The sequence below is a fragment of the Synechococcus sp. WC101 genome (assembly GCF_047461555.1).
In the GTDB taxonomy this organism is placed as follows: domain Bacteria; phylum Cyanobacteriota; class Cyanobacteriia; order Thermostichales; family Thermostichaceae; genus Thermostichus.
The window spans coordinates 1-13,455 of sequence record NZ_JANSHG010000057.1; the positions used below are offsets into that span (position 1 = coordinate 1).

Sequence of the window (13,455 nt, forward strand, 5' to 3'; positions counted from 1 at the left end):
GCGGTTAACTGCAGTCATTATGTGAATACATCCTGGGTGGCCCGGCAGCATGAATGACCTTCCTACTCCTCTAACCCGTCGCAACGTTGCGGCCAGCAAAGCCCTGGCCATTGCCAACGTCAGCATCACTCCTTTCGGCCGCAAGCTCAAAGAGCTGGGCTTTGCCGACGATAAGCAAATCCAGGACATCCAAAACGCCCTCAAAGCCGATCGCGAAGGGGGCAGCAAGGCCCTAGCCCTGGTGGTCAAAGAGATTGTCGGCAAAGAGATCACCCCTGACCTGGAGCGGGCCTACAAGCGGCAGCAGCTCTTTGAGCTGAAAATCATCTACGGGATCCCCCCCCTCGACATCGATTTGGAGCCGGTGGAGATCTCGGAGATGATCGGGCTCATCGACTCGCTCTTGCCTCTCGACATCTGCAACCGCTACAAGTTCTTGCCCATCCGCCGCCAAGACAACCAAGTGCTGGTGGCGATGGTCAGGCCGGACAACCTGCAGGCGCTGGACGACATCCAGCGGCGCTTCCGCATCCAGGGGCTGAAGCTGCAGCGGCGGGTCTTCACCCAGCGGGATTTCGACGCCCTGATCAACCGCTACATGGATGCCCAGGCGGAGCTGCTGACCATCAAGGGCATCAACGACGCGGCTGCCCCTGTCCAAGAGGAAGAAGAGGTGGTGGTCAACATCGCCGAGCTCGATCTGGACAGCATCGAGGATGTCGCCGTCGATGAGGCTGGCGAGGGATCCCTGGAGCAGCAGCTCAAATCGGCAGATGATGCCCCGATTATTAAACTGTCCAACCAGATCCTGGTCAAGGCCCTGCAGGATGGGGCGTCCGACATCCACATCGAGCCACAAGAAGAATACCTGCGCATCCGCTTCCGCAAAGATGGGGTGCTGCGGCAGGCTTTTGAAAACTTTCCCAAGAAGATCGTCCCCGCCCTCACCGCTCGCTTCAAGATCATGTCCAACCTGAACATTGCCGAGCGGCGCTTGCCCCAGGACGGGCGGATTCGCCGCGTCTTCAAGGGGCGCAAGGTGGATTTCCGCGTCAGCACCCTGCCCTCCCGCTACGGGGAGAAGATCGTGCTGCGGATTCTGGACAACTCCGCCACCCAGCTCGGCCTGGACAAGCTGATCACCGACCCAGAGACCCTGGCCAGCTTCAAGGAGGTTGTGAGGCGACCCTTTGGCCTGATCTTGGTAACCGGGCCCACCGGATCCGGGAAAACCACCACCCTCTACTCGGCGCTGGCAGAAGTGAACGATCCCGGCATCAACATCAGCACCGCCGAGGATCCCATCGAATACTCCCTGCCGGGGATCACCCAGGTGCAGGTGATCCGCGAAAAGGGCATGGACTTTGCCATGATCCTGCGCGCTTTCTTGCGGCAAGACCCGGATGTGATCCTGGTGGGGGAAACCCGCGACCACGAGACGGCCAAAACCGCCATCGAAGCCTCCCTCACCGGCCACCTGGTGTTGACCACCCTGCACACCAACGATGCCCCCGGTGCCATCGCCCGTCTGACGGAGATGGGGATCGAGCCGTTCATGATCTCCAGCTCGCTGTTGGGGGTGCTGGCCCAGCGCTTGATGCGTCGGGTATGTACCGAGTGTCGGATCCCCTACCACCCCACGCCGGAGGAGCTGGCCCGCTATGGCCTTACCCTCAGTGGCGACGGCGAGCAGCTCACCTTCTACAAAGCCAACAAGCTCTCCCCCAAAGAAGTGGAGCAGCGCAAGGCCACCGGCAAGCCCATCTGCGAGAAGTGTGGGGGCGTGGGCTACAAAGGCCGCGTGGGGGTGTACGAGTTCATGCGCATGAACGACCGCCTGGCCGAGTTGATCAACAAGGGGGCTCCCACGGAGGTCATCAAGGAAGCCGCTGTCGAAAGCGGCATGAAAACCCTGCTCGCCTACAGCTTGATGCTGGTAAAGCAGGGCCTGACCACGCTGGAGGAGGTAGATCGGGTTATCCTCACCGACAAGGGTTTGGAAACGGAGCTGAAGGCCCGTGCCAAGGCCCTTAGCACCTGCCGCAACTGTGGCGCCGCCCTGCAGGTAGACTGGATGGATTGCCCCTACTGCCTGACGCCGAAGTTTTAGGCAAGGCGCCTGGCTCTTGACGCCGCCAAGGTGCTGATTATAACAGTCCTATACGAGTCCTGGAGGGTTGCCTCTAGCCCGGCTTTAGAAGGGTTTTTCATCGACAACTCCTAGGTCGAACCCAGCCTGACTCAGCTTACCGATTGGAGACACCAGCCCTATGCCACAACTCATGATCGAAGACCTGATGGAAGAAATCGTCCGCAGGGGCGGTTCTGACATCCACATCTCAGCCGGTTTGCCCCCCTATTTCCGCATCAATGGCGAACTCCAGCCAACCGAGCACGAGCCCCTCACCCCTGAGGAGGTGCAGCGGCTCATTTTCAGCATGTTGAACAACACCCAGCGCAAACACCTGGAGCAGAACTGGGAGTTGGACTGCTCCTACGGCGTGCGCGGGATCGGGCGCTTCCGCGTCAACGTCTACCGGGATCGCGGCACCTACGCCTGCGCCATGCGGGCGCTGGCCTCTGAGATCCCCAACATCGACAAGCTGGGCCTGCCGGATGTGTGTAAGGAGATGGCCCGTCTGCCTCGGGGCCTGGTGTTGGTGACCGGCCCCACGGGATCCGGCAAGTCCACCACTTTGGCCGCTATCATCGACTTCATCAACCGCGAGCGGGCCGAGCACATCCTCACCATCGAGGATCCCATCGAGTACATCTACACTCCCATCCGCAGCATCATCCACCAGCGGCAGTTGGGCGAAGACACCAAGAGCTTTGCCAATGCCCTGCGGGCGGCGATGCGGGAAGATCCGGATGTGATCCTGATCGGGGAGATGCGGGATCTGGAAACCATCCAGTTGGCCATCACCGCCGCCGAGACCGGCCACCTCTGCTTTGCCACGGTCCACACCAGCTCTGCCGCCCAGACGGTGGATCGCCTGGTGGACGTGTTCCCGCCGGAGCAACAGCAGCAGATTCGCGTGCAGCTTTCTAACTCTCTCAAGGCCGTCTTCTCGCAAACTTTGGCCCGCCGCCTCAACCCCAAGCCAGGGGAGCCAGGCCGGGTGCTGGTGCAAGAGATCATGGTGGTGACGCCGGCCATTGCCAACCTGATTCGGGAGGGCAAGACGGCCCAGATCTACTCGGCCATCCAGACGGGCGGCAAGCAGGGCATGAAAACCCTGGAGCAGGATCTGGCCAACCTCTACCTGCAGGGCAAGATTGACTTCGAGACGGCCATGTCCAAGACCTCTCGTCCTGAGGAGTTGCAGCGGCTTTTGGGCAACGTTGCCGGGCCTTCCCCAGCCGCGGCAGTTCAGCAGCAGCGGCCAGCAGCGGTTACTGTCCGTCGCTAGAGATCCCTGCCTGGAAGTTCCCCGCCAACCTCTGGCCGCCGGCCTCATCTGTAGCTAAGCTCTAGCTGGGGGAGAGTGGCGGTTTGGCTGAGGTTGCAAGACTGAGCCAAGGGATCCCACTCCGGAGTTTTAGCAAGCATTCAAGCAGGGGTAAGCCATGCCGCGCTACAAGGTTCGGGGGTTAAAGGCCGGTCAGCCGGTACGCCTGACGGTGGTGGCCAACAACTTGACCGAGGCGCGTGCACGGCTGCGCCGAGAGGGCGTTTTTGCCAAGCCAGAGGACATTCAGGAAGAAAAGCCCTTTTTCTCGCTGGAGACCTCTTTTGATTTCTCGATGCTGGGATCCATCGACATTCGGGACAAGGCGGTGTTCTCGCGGCAATTTGCTGCCTTGATCAACGCCGGCGTGTCGATGGTGCGCTCTCTCACCATCATGGAGGAGCAAACCGGCAACCCCAAACTCAAAAAGTACCTGCGGGCTATCCGAGCGGAGGTGGAGGCGGGGAAAAACCTCTCCGACTCCATCCGCCCTTATCCAGATGCTTTCGACAGCCTCTACTGCAGCATGGTGCAGGCGGGGGAGGTGGGCGGCGTGCTCGACGAGGTGCTCAACCGCTTGGCCAAGCTGCTGGAGGACATGGATCGCCTGCAGAAGCAAATTAAATCGGCCATGACCTACCCGGTGGTGGTGACCATCTTGGCCGTCTTAATCTTTTTGGGCATGGTGCTCTTTATCTTGCCCACGTTTGAGAGCATCTACAACGACTTGGGTGGGGAGCTGCCCGGCTTTACCCAGTTTTTCATCAACGTCAGCAAGTTCCTGCGCACACCCCAGTACAGCTTGGGCCTGGTGGGCTTTCTGGTGGCGGTCTTCTTTGCCTTCCGCCGCTTTTATCGCACCCCCGCCGGCAAGGAGACCATCGACGCGCTGGCCCTCAAGCTCCCTCTCTTCGGGGATCTGATCCAGAAGTCGGCGGTGGCTCGCTTCTGCCGCACCTTTGGCGCTCTCACCCGCTCTGGCGTGCCGGTGCTGACTGCCTTGGAAATTGTGCGGGACACCTCAGGCAACCAGGTGGTGGCCAACGCCATCGACGCCGCCCGCCAATCCATCTCAGAGGGAGGGCAGATTGCCCCTGCCCTAGCTAAGGCCAAGGTGTTTCCCCTGATGGCCATTCAGATGATCAGCGTCGGCGAGGAGACGGGGGAGCTGGACGCGATGCTGATGAAGACAGCCGACTTCTACGAGCTGGAAGTGGAGGAGGCAGTGCGCGCCCTGACCAGCTTGCTTGAGCCTTTGATGATTTTGTTCGTGGGTGTTATCGTGGGCTTCATCATTGTGGCCATGTACCTGCCCATGTTCAACGTGTTCGAGCTGGTGAAGTAGCGACCCCGTCCCCAGGGCAACCAGGACACATAGGGAGGAGGAAGGGATCCCATGCTGAGGCGATGGTTGGCGGCCCTGGTGCTGTTGTTGGGGGTGGGGCTGGCAGTTTTGCTTTCCGAACAGCCGACGGGATCCCTGACGGGGCGGGTGGAGCTGCCGGCAGGGGTGGCGCCGGGGAACGTCCAGGTGATTGCCGCCGGCCCGGTGAGCCGCAGCGTCAGCCCGTCTGCGGAGGGCGAGTATCGCTTGGATCAATTGCCCGTTGGGGAATACCGGGTGACGGTGCGGGGATCCGGCCTGGAAACCGTCTTCAGCGAGAGGCCTGTGCAGGTGCGGGAAGGGTCAGTAGCTTCTGCTCCTCTCCTGCGCCCGCAGCTTCTGCCCCCCAGCCTCTACCTCTACAGCACCAGCCAGGTGTTCACGACCGCCGAGCCGGCGCGGCTGGAGTGGAGGGCCAGTGGCTTGAGGGCGGTGCAGTTTGCCGTTTACCGCTTTTCCCTGGCCGATCTGGAGGGATCCCCTCGCTTGCGGAATTTGGCCCTCGGCTACGGATCCCTGGATCCGGATTTGTATTCCACCCTGCGAGGAGAGCTGCTGCGCCGTTGGCAGCAGCCGCTGGGGGGAGAAGAGGTGACCCGCACCTTGGATCTGGGGATCCTGCCGCCGGGGGCCTACTGGCTGGAGGCGGAAGGACAGGAGCCGCTGAACCCGAGTGCACCTTTGCCCCGTTCTGAGGAGTGGCTTTTGGTAAGCGACCTGGGCCTAATCCAGAAACAGGATGCCAGCCAGTTGGTGGTGCAGGCGGTGCATTTGCAGGAATTGCGTCCTCTGCCGGGGATCCAGATCCAAGTTTTTGGGGAGTGGGGGGATCCCTTGACGGCCACCACCGATGCAGAGGGGCTGGCCCGCTTTGGCCTGCCGGCGAGAGAGGGTTCTTCCCTGGTGGTCTATGGCCGCAGTGCCGACAACACCCTGCAGGCTTTGTCCCGCAGCTATGCCTATGGCTGGAACCAACCCCACCGGATCTACGCCTACACGGATCGTCCCCTCTACCGTCCTGGCCAAACCGTCTATTTCCGCGCCCTGGTGCGAGAGCAAGCCCGCCTCACGCCGCCCCCCCCAGGACAAGCAGTGCAACTGACCCTTACGGCCCCCAACGGGGATGTGTTGAGCGAACAAACCCTGGCCACCAATGCTTTTGGCAGTGTCCATGGGGAGTTTCAACTGCCAGAAGAAGCGTCCCTGGGCAGCTACGGCCTGGAGTGGCAGGTGTCAGGGCCGCAGGGATCCAGCCGCGAATACACCTCTTTTCAGGTGGAAGCCTACCGCAAGCCGGAGTTTGAGGTGGCGGTGGTGCCCGACCGACCTTGGCTGGTGCGGGGGGGATCCCTGAAGGTGCAGGTGGAGGCCGAGTATCTTTTCGGCGCGCCGGTGGCCGCTGCCCAGCTCCGCTACCGAGTTTACAGCAGCCCCGACTGGAGCCTGCGCTATGGGCTGTTGCCCCGTTCTGCCGAGGAAGACTATTTCGCCGACGACCTGGGAGAGGAGCAGGGCTACTACGGCGGCTACGGCCAGTTGGTGGCGGAAGGAGAAGGGGTGACGGATGCCCAAGGGCGGGCGGAGTTTCGCCTGGATCGCCTGCTGCAGGATCTCAACTGGGAAGAAGACAGCTACTGGGGCCCCCAAGAGGTGCAGCAGTTGCGCATCGAGGTGGAGGTGACCGACATCAGCCGTCGCACCGTGACCGGAACGGCGCGGGCCTGGGTAACAGCTGGCGAATTTGCCCTCTTTGCCGAGGCCGACCGCCACCTGCCCGCTCCGGGGGATACCCTCACCTACCGGCTGCAAGCCCGCGATTACGATGGCCGCCCCGTCAGCACCACCGGAGAGTTGAGCCTGGAGCGCTGGCGCTGGGATCCCAAGAGCAGCACCTACCAACGGCAAGATACCCTGCTGCGGCAACCTTTTCAGATTGTCAACGGGGAAGGCAGCCTCGACCTCCACCTGCCCGCCGACCTGGAGCCGGGAGACTACCGGGTGCGGTTGACGGCATGGGATCCCCGCCGCCGTCGCGTGCAGGAGGTCGCCTCTCTCTGGGTGGTGGAGCCGGGCAGCCCCCTGCAAAGCTGGGGATCCCTGCCCAGCCTGGAGGTGGTGGCGGATCGCCAGATCTACGAAGTGGGGGAAGAGGCCCAGATCCTGATCGCCTCGCCGCTGCCGGATCTGCCGGTGCTGGTGGGCCTGGAGGGATCCCGGCTGCACCAGGTACAACTGCTGCGCCTGCAGGGGCATACGGCCACCCTGCGCCTGCCCATCCGGGAGGAGTATCGCCCCAACCTCTACGTCACCGCCACTGTCGTTGGCCCAGAGCGGCGGCTGTACCAGAACGAGGCGCTGCTGCGGGTCTCGCCGCTGGATCGCTTTTTGCAGGTGGAGCTGCAGACGGATAAGCCCACCTACCAGCCGGGGGAGACGGCCCGAATTCAAATCCGCACCCGCAATGCCCAAGGGCAGCCGGTGAGCGCCGAGGTGGGTCTGGGGATTGTGGACAATGCCCTCTACCTATTGCGACCCGACTTCACCCCGGATATTCGCCGCTTCTTCTACGGACGCCAGGGCAACCAAGTTACCACCACTACCTCTTTCCCTCAGCAATATCCCGGCGGTGCTGACAAGCTGGCCGGCCAAGTGCGGGAAGACTTTCGCGATACCGCCGCCTGGTTCCCGGATCTGGTCACCAACGCCGATGGCCTGGCTCAGGTACAGGTGCGTTGGCCCGACAACCTGACCACCTGGCGCTTGACCGCCCGCGCTGCCACTGCCGACACCCAGGTGGGATCCGCTCTTGCCACGGTCTCGGTTAGCAAAGACCTGTTGGTGCGCTTGGCCGCTCCCCGCTTTTTCCGGGTGGGGGATCAGCTCACCTTGGCGGCCATTGTGCAAAACCGCACGGGTCAAGCCCAAGCGGTGGAGGTGCGGCTGGAAGTTCCTGTTCCTGCCGGTGGGATCTTGAAATTGCAAGGCCCGGAACGACAACGCCTCACCGTACCGGCCCAAGGAGCGGGGCGGGTGGAATGGCCTCTCCAGGTTCTGGGGGCCGGAGATACCTCTCTGCGGGTCTGGGCGGAAGGGAATGGGCTGAAAGATGCATTGCAACTGCAGATCCCCAGCCAGCCCTTTGGGGCGGCGCATCGCTTCTCCCAAGTGGGCCAACTGGGAACCCCGTCTGGCTTGCGTGAAGGGGAGTCTGGCAGTCTGGAGTTGCCGCTGGATTGGCCCGCCACCTGGGTGCCGGGATCCCGGCAGCTTCACCTGGAACTGGCCGCTAGCCCGGCAGCAACCCTGCTGGGGCCGCTGGATTACCTGGTGAAGTTCCCCTACGGCTGCACCGAGCAAACCCTGAGTCGCTTCTTGCCCGCCCTAGCCGTCACCCAAGTCAGCAAGCAGTTGGGCTTGAACCTGCGCTCGCAAACCCTGGAGCGGCTGCCTCGAGTGCTTCGATCCGGCTTGCAGCGGCTGGAGGGATCCCAGAACTACGATGGGGGCTGGGGCTGGTGGGACCATGACCGGAGCAATCCCTATCTGACCGGATACATCCTGCAGGGATATCATCTTGCCCAAGCTGCTGGCTATGCCCTCAAAGAGTGGCAGGTGCGGCAGGCCTTGGACTATCTGGCCGCTCAACTGGCCCAGCCACAAGCCCTCTCCCCGGATCTGCAGGCTTTTGTCGCCTACAGCCTGGCCCTCTGGGATCCCGCCTTGGTGACTGCCGACCTGCCGCCGCCGGAGCGGCTCTCCACCTTTGGCCTGGCCTACCGAGGGCTGGCCGCCCTGCAACTGGGCCAGAGGGATCTTGCCCAGGCAGCCCTGGATGAGGTTCTGGAGCGGCGGCAACAGGATCCCCAAGGGCGCTGGTTTATCCCGGCTGCTCCAACTCGTGCGACCCAAGAGCGCTCCACCTACGACGACATGGAGGTGGCCGGCCCCCTACTGCAATTGGCCGTTCGGCTGCAGGATGACCGGGCTGCCCAGATTGCCGAGGCCCTTCTCCAGCAGCGGCAAAACAACCGCTGGCGCACCACCAAAGCCACCGCCGATGCTCTCCTCGGCCTATCTGCCTACTACCAGGCCCAGCAGCAGCAGCTTCCCAGCCCCGGCGAGGTGCGGGTGTTGGATGGGACAACCGGATCCCTTCTCGGTCGCTGGCAGGCCGGCGCTGGGGATCCCCGCTATGGGCTGGATTGGGCTGACGCAGAAGTGGGGAACCTGAGCAGCCTGCGCCTGGAAAAGTCCGGCCCCGGCCCCCTTTACTACAGCTTGAGGGGAGAAGCCTTCGTCCCCAACCCTCTGCCCTCTCAAGCCCAAGGCTTTGCGGTGAGCCGCAGCTACTTCCGCCTACAGCCCCAGCTCCAACCCAACGGGGAGATCCGCTACCGAGAGCAGCCGCTGCGCCCTGGCGACACAGTAAGGGCCGGAGAAATCCTCCTGGCCCGGTTGACGGTGGAAGCCGAGCGGGACAGCCACTACGTGGTGGTCGAGGATCCCCTGCCCAGCGGCGCCGAGATCACCTCCCAGGATCCGCGAGAGTTCACCGGCTTGGCCCCAGACTACTGGTGGGACTGGTTTTGGACCCGCCAAGAGAATCGGGATGACCGCGTGGCCTTTTTCAGCACCGAGCTCAAGCAGGGTCGCCATGAGTTTGTCTATCTCTTCCGTCCGGAGATCCCTGGCCAATTCCAGGTGGCCCCTGCCCTTGTCGAGGAGATGTACGATCCCAGCCGCTATGGCCGCAGCGCTGGCCAGGCGCTCAAAGTCCTGCCCTGAGCTTGAAGCTGCCCAGGGATCCTCCCTAGAGGCCCCAACGATGAGATAGTAGAGGGGCGAGCAGAGTTGGGCAGCCTATGATCCTGCGCACCGTGGCCACCATCCCTTTTCCCGACCAAAAGCCGGGCACCTCCGGCCTGCGCAAGCCGGTGCAGGTGTTCCAGCAGCCCCACTACCTGGAGAACTTCATCCAATCCACCTTTGACGTCCTCGAGGGATCCGCCGGCCAAACCCTGGTGGTGGGCGGAGACGGCCGCTACTACAACCGGGAAGCCATCCAGATCCTGCTCAAGATGGCAGCAGCCAACGGCATCGGGCGAGTACTGCTGGGCCGGGGGGGGATCCTCTCCACGCCAGCGGTTTCCTGCTTAATTCGCAAATACGGGGCCTACGGCGGCATCATCCTCTCCGCCAGCCACAACCCCGGCGGCCCCCAGGGAGACTTCGGTATCAAGTACAACATCGGCAACGGCGGCCCTGCCCCGGAGAAGGTGACCGAGGCCATCTACGCCCGCACCCAGCAGATCCGGGAGTACCGCATCCTGCAAGCCCCGGATGTGGACCTGGATCGCCTGGGGGAGCAGCGGCTGGGATCCCTGACGGTTTCCGTCATCGACCCGGTGGCCGACTATCTAGGCCTAATGCAGCGCCTGTTTGATTTCGACGCCATCCGCGACTACCTGGCCTCCGGGGTTCGCATCGCTTTCGACGCCATGCACGCCGTCACCGGCCCCTATGCCCACGCCATCCTGGAGGGAGCTCTAGGGGCGCCCCAGGGCAGCGTCCTCAACGGCCAGCCGCTGCCGGACTTTGGCGGCGGCCGCCCGGATCCCAACCTGGTGCATGCCCGCGCCCTGGTGGAGCTGCTGTTTCGAGAAGATGGGCCGGATTTCGGCGCCGCCTCCGACGGGGATGGGGATCGCAACATGATCCTGGGCCGCCGCTTCTACGTGACCCCCAGCGACAGCCTGGCGGTGTTGGCCGCCAACGCCCACCGGGTGCCCGGCTACCGGGAGGGGCTGGCGGGGATCGCCCGCTCCATGCCCACCAGCCAGGCAGCAGACCGGGTGGCGGCCAAGCTGGGGATCCCTTGCTACGAGACGCCTACCGGCTGGAAGTTTTTTGGCAACCTCCTGGATGCCGGCAAAGTTACCCTCTGCGGCGAGGAGAGCTTCGGCACCGGCTCCCACCACATCCGGGAAAAAGACGGCCTCTGGGCTGTCCTCTTTTGGCTCAACATCCTCGCCGTGCGGCGCCAGTCGGTGCGGCAGATTGTGGAAGACCACTGGCGCACCTACGGGCGCAACTTCTACTCCCGCCACGACTACGAGGGGCTACCGGTGGAGGTGGCCGAGGAGCTGATGGAGCACTTGCGGCGCTCCGTGGCAAGCTGGGTGGGGCAGCGCTTTGGCTCCCAAACAGTAGCCTATGCCGATGACTTCAGCTACACCGATCCCGTGGACGGCAGCACCAGCCGCAACCAGGGGATCCGCATCGGCTTTGAGGACGGCTCCCGCATCGTCTACCGCCTTTCCGGCACCGGCACCCACGGGGCCACCCTGCGGGTGTACTTGGAGCGGTTTGAGCCGGATCCCAGCCGGCACGGCCTGGATCCCCAGGTGGCCCTGGCCGAGCTGATCCAACTGGCGGATCACTTCGCCCAGATCCGCGCCCGCACCGGTCGGCAGCAGCCGGATGTGATCACCTGAGAGTTCTGCCGAGAAGCTAGATCTCTCTAGGGGGAGGGATTGGGGGCAATGGCCGGCAGAGAAAGACGCTCGAGAGTGGCGGTAGGATGAGGAGGTGGGGACCCTTCCACAACGCCTCCACATCTTTTTTCTGTCTGTGTTCACTGCTCCTCCTGCGAGTTTGGCAGCCGATCCCATTGCCCCTTTTGCTCCCCAAACCTGGAGCTGGCGGGGTCACGCCATTCGCTACGTCGTCCAGGGATCTGGCTCCCCACTGATTTTGGTGCATGGCTTTGGGGCCTCCATTGGCCACTGGCGGCACAACATCCCTGTGCTAGCGGCGGCGGGATACCGGGTCTATGCTTTGGATTTGCTGGGGTTTGGCGGCTCGGCCAAGCCGGCCCTTGCCTACAGTCTGGAGCTGTGGGCCGAGCTGCTGGCGGATTTTTGGCGGCAGCATGTGCGGCAGCCGGCGGTGTTCATCGGCAACTCTATCGGCGCCTTGCTCAGCTTGCTCATGGCTGCCCGCTATCCCCAGCTTGTTGCTGGAGCCGTGCTGCTCAACTGTGCCGGCGGTCTCAACCACCGCTCCCACGAGCTCAGCCCGCTGGCCCGCCTTTTCATGGCCACCTTCACTGCTCTGGTGGCCTCGCCGGTCACGGGGCCCCTTCTGTTTGATTGGGTGCGGCAGCGGCAGCGGATCCGCGCCACTCTGAAACAGGTGTACTGCAACCCTGCCGCCATCACTGACGAGCTGGTGGAGATCCTCTACGCCCCTTCCTGTGAGCCGGGAGCGCAGCAGGTGTTTGCCGCTGTTCTCACGGCTCCCCCTGGCCCTACGCCGGAAGCGTTGCTGCCCCAGGTGCGCTGTCCGCTGCTGGTGATTTGGGGGGAACGGGATCCCTGGACGCCTATTCAGCGGGGTCGCGGCTTTCAAAACCATGTGCAGGGGATCGACTACCAATTTTTCCCTCTTCCCGATACGGGCCATTGCCCCCACGACGAGCGCCCAGAGATTGTCAACCCCTTGATTTTGAGCTGGCTACCCAAAGCCTTTGCCACGGCTTAGCCTTTCTTGGAGGCTTGGGTAGTTCTTTTGCCCAGGCCCAGCCACTTGCGCACCCTGTCTATCCAGCTCTGAAGGGGCGAAGGCTGGGGCCGAACTGCCACCTGAATGGGCTCGTCTTGAAACTCTTTGTCCTTAAGGCGAAAGCCAAACTCCAGCTCGTCTTTGACTTTGCTAAGACGGGGAAAGAGGCGGACGGCTGCTTTTTTGAGCTCTTCCTCGTTTTGGAAGATGGCCTGGTGGATGGCGCTGGAGCGACTGACCGCCAGGGATCCCACGGGCAGCCAGGGGTTGGGTTTGCCGGGCTCAGCTTGGCGGCGCCGGGCAAAAATGGCGAACTCCGGCATCCCCTTGGCTTTCAGCTCATCGTAGCGTTTGGCGGCTTCCTTGCGCTTGGCCGTGTTGGCCTTGGCCGGTTTCTTCTCTGGCTTGGATTGGCTGAAACCCTTGGGCTGACTCATACTCCAGTAGGGCAACGGTGGATCCCCATAGCTTAGCGCAGAACGACTCCCGCCCGCGGGAAGATGCCATGCATGGCATGCTATACTTACAAAGCCTTGGATTTGGATTGCTCCTCGGGATGTAGCGCAGCTTGGTAGCGCACTTCGTTCGGGACGAAGGGGTCGCAGGTTCGAATCCTGTCATCCCGATAGATTCAGGAAAATGCGGGGCAACGGCCATCCTTCGAGCCTAAGGCCCTCTTCCCCTTGGGCAGCAGAGGGGCAAAAGCGCAGCCTGCGGCACTCAGATCACTGGTGGGGTTGTAGGTGACGCAGCCAGGCGTTGACGTTAACGCGGAGCCGCTGCCCAAGCTGGAAGAGGCGGCGCAAGGTTTCGCCAGGGATCTCCTGGCCTTCTTCTCGAAGGTGGGTTGGGCCGCTCGCGCTCCCTTCAGCCAGATGCAGTTGAAGTTCTCTCTGCCGTTCCAGACCCAGCAGGTAGAGCTCCTGGAGGCGATCCAGGTTGATGGGCAGGCGCAGATCGTCAGCTAGTTTTAGCCACTCCTCCAGGTTGTGGAGCTGTTCGCCAAAGCTCTCCGGCTCAAAATCGTGGGCAAGGTGCCACATCCCCCGCTGCAAG

General features: G+C 62.9%; 7 protein-coding genes, 1 tRNA gene and 1 pseudogene. 7 read left to right on the plus strand and 2 right to left on the minus strand.

Features of this window, described 5'->3' with window-relative positions:
- Positions 1-49: 49 nt before the first annotated feature.
- The 6 genes from NW809_RS05625 to NW809_RS05650 all read left to right on the plus strand — a co-directional run bounded on the left by NW809_RS05625 (position 50) and on the right by NW809_RS05650 (position 12,378).
- Positions 50-2,110 (plus strand): GspE/PulE family protein, encoded by a 2,061-nt coding sequence (locus NW809_RS05625; RefSeq protein ID WP_414401700.1) that lies wholly within the window; start codon positions 50-52, stop codon positions 2,108-2,110.
- Between the two features lie 160 nt (positions 2,111-2,270).
- Positions 2,271-3,413: a type IV pilus twitching motility protein PilT gene (locus tag NW809_RS05630; protein ID WP_414401701.1), complete on the plus strand. Its 1,143-nt coding sequence runs from the start codon at positions 2,271-2,273 to the stop codon at positions 3,411-3,413.
- Between the two features lie 157 nt (positions 3,414-3,570).
- On the plus strand, positions 3,571-4,797 hold the full coding sequence (locus NW809_RS05635) for a type II secretion system F family protein (protein ID WP_414401702.1): 1,227 nt from the start codon (positions 3,571-3,573) through the stop codon (positions 4,795-4,797).
- A gap of 51 nt (positions 4,798-4,848) precedes the next feature.
- Entirely contained in the window at positions 4,849-9,621 is a 4,773-nt protein-coding gene (locus NW809_RS05640) for an alpha-2-macroglobulin family protein (protein ID WP_414401703.1), read from the plus strand.
- 77 nt (positions 9,622-9,698) lie between these two features.
- Positions 9,699-11,330: an alpha-D-glucose phosphate-specific phosphoglucomutase gene (locus NW809_RS05645; RefSeq protein ID WP_099883769.1), complete on the plus strand. Its 1,632-nt coding sequence runs from the start codon at positions 9,699-9,701 to the stop codon at positions 11,328-11,330.
- A 136-nt stretch (positions 11,331-11,466) separates the two neighbouring features.
- Positions 11,467-12,378: an alpha/beta fold hydrolase gene (locus NW809_RS05650; protein ID WP_011430789.1), complete on the plus strand. Its 912-nt coding sequence runs from the start codon at positions 11,467-11,469 to the stop codon at positions 12,376-12,378.
- Here the strand turns inward: NW809_RS05650 and NW809_RS05655 are convergent.
- Positions 12,375-12,836 carry an HHL1-like protein gene (locus NW809_RS05655; RefSeq protein ID WP_011430790.1) on the minus strand — a complete coding sequence of 154 codons (462 nt, stop codon included), beginning with the start codon at positions 12,834-12,836 and terminating at the stop codon, positions 12,375-12,377. The genes NW809_RS05650 and NW809_RS05655 overlap by 4 nt on opposite strands.
- Before the next feature lie 115 nt (positions 12,837-12,951).
- Between NW809_RS05655 and NW809_RS05660 the strand changes: the two genes are divergently transcribed.
- Positions 12,952-13,025 (plus strand) — tRNA-Pro (locus NW809_RS05660).
- A 99-nt stretch (positions 13,026-13,124) separates the two neighbouring features.
- On the opposite strand, the pseudogene NW809_RS05665 reads toward NW809_RS05660, so the two are convergent.
- Positions 13,125-13,455: pseudogene (locus NW809_RS05665) on the minus strand (glycoside hydrolase); the annotation flags it as partial.

What these genes read in the sequence shown, in the direction of transcription:
- NW809_RS05630 (WP_414401701.1), top strand. Translation starts at nt 2,271, where the DNA reads ATGCCACAACTCATGATCGAAGACCTGATGGAAGAAATCGTCCGCAGG.
- NW809_RS05645 (WP_099883769.1), top strand. Translation starts at nt 9,699, where the DNA reads ATGATCCTGCGCACCGTGGCCACCATCCCTTTTCCCGACCAAAAGCCG.
- NW809_RS05640 (WP_414401703.1), top strand. Translation starts at nt 4,849, where the DNA reads ATGCTGAGGCGATGGTTGGCGGCCCTGGTGCTGTTGTTGGGGGTGGGG.
- NW809_RS05635 (WP_414401702.1), top strand. Translation starts at nt 3,571, where the DNA reads ATGCCGCGCTACAAGGTTCGGGGGTTAAAGGCCGGTCAGCCGGTACGC.
- NW809_RS05625 (WP_414401700.1), top strand. Translation starts at nt 50, where the DNA reads ATGAATGACCTTCCTACTCCTCTAACCCGTCGCAACGTTGCGGCCAGC.
- NW809_RS05655 (WP_011430790.1), bottom strand. Translation starts at nt 12,836, where the DNA reads ATGAGTCAGCCCAAGGGTTTCAGCCAATCCAAGCCAGAGAAGAAACCG.